Origin of the sequence: Thermogemmatispora sp., from assembly GCF_019683755.1 — a bacterium.
In the GTDB taxonomy this organism is placed as follows: Bacteria; Chloroflexota; Ktedonobacteria; order Ktedonobacterales; family Ktedonobacteraceae; genus Thermogemmatispora.
In genome coordinates, this window is the sequence record NZ_JADGHT010000496.1 from 1 (window position 1) to 2,562 (window position 2,562).

Sequence of the window (2,562 nt, forward strand, 5' to 3'; positions counted from 1 at the left end):
CCCAGAGACGCACTGTCTCATCATTGCCGCTGCTCACCAGAAAGCGGCCATCGGGGCTGAAAGCCAGATCCCAGACGGGTCCGATGTGGCCGTAGAGCACCTTCAGGCAGCGGCCCGTCTCGATCTCCCAGAGGCGAATCGTCTGATCCATGCCGCTGCTGGCGAGCAGGCGCCCGTCAGGGCTAAAGGCCACGGCGCGCACCCATTTCTCGTGGCCCTGGAAGAGGCGAAAGCATTGTCCACGCTCCTCGCCGCTCACATGCCAGAGCTTCACGCTGCGATCGTAGCCGCCGCTGGCGAGCAGGCGCCCATCGGGGCTAAAAGCCAGGGCCCAGGCCATGCGACTGTGGCCACGCAGTGTCAACAGCGGGCGACCTTCCGTCAGATGCCAGAGGCGAATCTGCCCGCTGAAGCTGCCCACAGCGAGCAGGTGCCCGTCAGGGCTGAGGGTCAGCGAGGCGATGCTCTCGACTGGCTCTGTGAAGAGCGAATCGCTAATCCAGGCCGAGGCGAAGCTGGCCCGCTGGGCCTCTATGCCCTGTAGATAAGCCTGACGCACGGCCAAGCCGGAGAAATCCTTGCCGCGCAGATGGCCGTCCAGCGTCGCCATCAGATTGACCAGGTTGCCGCCACCGTAGCCCTGCACAGCGTACGGCAGGCCACGCAGACTTCCCGCTAGCGCCATCAATCGCTCCTCTAGCCGCTGCTCATCGCCGCAGAACGATAGCAGGCGCTCCAGCAGCGGCTGCAGTAGCATACGGACCTGGCTCTCACGGATATAGTCCTGGCTACTAGCCTTCATCAGCGCGTGCGAGAGCAAGAGCCGCGGGCGCTCCTGCAAGATCTCGCTGCAGACCTCCTCGACCAGGCGCTCGCTCACATACTCCATCACCACCGGCTGCAAGGTGAAAATGGCCCCCTGCTCGGCGCGCTCTACCAGGCAGCGCCAGCGCAGCGACTTGAGAGCCGCCAGTACCTCGCGACGCGAGACCGCCCCCAGCAAGTCCTGGCTCAGCTCTTCCAGAGGGACCATCTCGCGCTCGATGGCCAGCCAGTACATCAGATCACTCTCCAGGGAAGAGAGGCGCTCAAACTGGTAGTCGAGCAGCTGACGCACCGTGTGAAGCAGCATTGGCCCCTCGCGCAAGAAGGCCTCGATCTGGCCGCCAAAGACCTCCTGCACAGTAGCGGCGGCGATTTTCAGCGCCAGAGGATTGCCGGCGTAGTGGCGTACCAGCTCATCCCAGGCGTGCGGCGTGCCCGAGAGACGGCGCTCCTCTAGCAGCTGCTGGATGGCCTCGCGCTCCAATCCGAACAGCTTCAGGACGCGCACCGGCGAGAGCGGCCCCTCCAGCGGCTCCAGCTCGCCAGGCAGCTCGCGACTGGTTAGCAGCAGGCAGCTCTGATGAGTACACTCCGCCACCTGGCGTAGCAGGCGGCCATAGCCCTCATAGCCTTCGCGATAGCGTCCCTCAAAGCTGCCGGGCTGCAGCAAGGTCTCCATGTTATCAAAGATCAGCAGGCAGCGTCGCTTGCGCAGCTGATCGAGCAGCAGGGTCATGCGTCCTTCGAGCTGAGATGGCAGCGCCAGACCCTGCTGCTGAGTCAGGGCCTGAATGCAATCGGCCAGCAGCTCATCGAGCGGGGGAGCGTTGCGCAGCGAGCGCCAGAGGACAAGCTCGAAGCGGGGCGCCACCTGTTGAGCAAAGCGTACCGCCAGGGTAGTCTTGCCGATGCCACCCATGCCGAGGACAACGACCAGGCGGCAGTGGTCGGAGAGCAGCCAGCGCTCCAGAGTGGCCAGCTCCTGCTGTCGGCCATAGAACGCAGAAGCATCGGGGGCCTCGCCCCACTCAACGTGTGTCTCGGTCGTCGGCTGGGGGACGGGTGCCGAGCGCGCGGGCTGAGCTGGGAGCGGTCCAGTGGAGGCAGTGGCCGACTCTTCAGAAGGGGTCGAAGCTGAGGCAAAGGCAGAAGAAGAGGGGCGAAGATGAGCGGGCGCGCGGCGCTGAGTCTGAAGCAGCTCCTCAAACCAAAGCTCATCGAAGGGGATCGAACGCCGGGCAGCGCTCTCGGCAGCCTGATGCCAGAGCGTACGGGCCTCGTCGCGCGCGTGCTCCTCATGGAAGGCGCCGTAATGCCAGTAGATCTCGATGAGCTTCTTCAGATTCTCGCTCGTAGGGAAGGCCGTGCCGCCCTCCCAGTGACGGATCGTGCGCTCCGACACTCCGAGCATGGTCGCGATCTCAGCCTGCGTCAGACCGGCCTTCTCGCGCAGCGTGAGTGCCAGCAGACCGAAGCGGTCATCTTTGAGCTTATACCGACGGTGATAGCCCACGGCGTCGTGCTCCCAAATCGATGTCCTTCCATCTTGCTTGCAGTATCCTCTTGTGGACAGAGCGCAGCGGGTGCTTTCCCTCACCGGAAGCAACCGGAAAGAGAAAAGCGGAAGCGAGTGGTAGTGATCTTTCCCCCACCCTTCGCTACACTGTGAGCGAGTCTGGCGAACGGGAGGGAGGAACGAACGGATCGCTCTACCAGACACAGCCTTCGGTCAGATGA

1 protein-coding gene is annotated in these 2,562 nt (G+C 63.9%); it reads right to left on the minus strand.

Annotated features, from left to right (window positions below; genetic code table 11):
* The coding region (locus IRZ24_RS19245; protein WP_297168059.1) for an NB-ARC domain-containing protein at positions 1-2,338 on the minus strand (2,338 nt) is incomplete at its 3' end.
* Between the last annotated feature and the right edge of the window lie 224 nt (positions 2,339-2,562).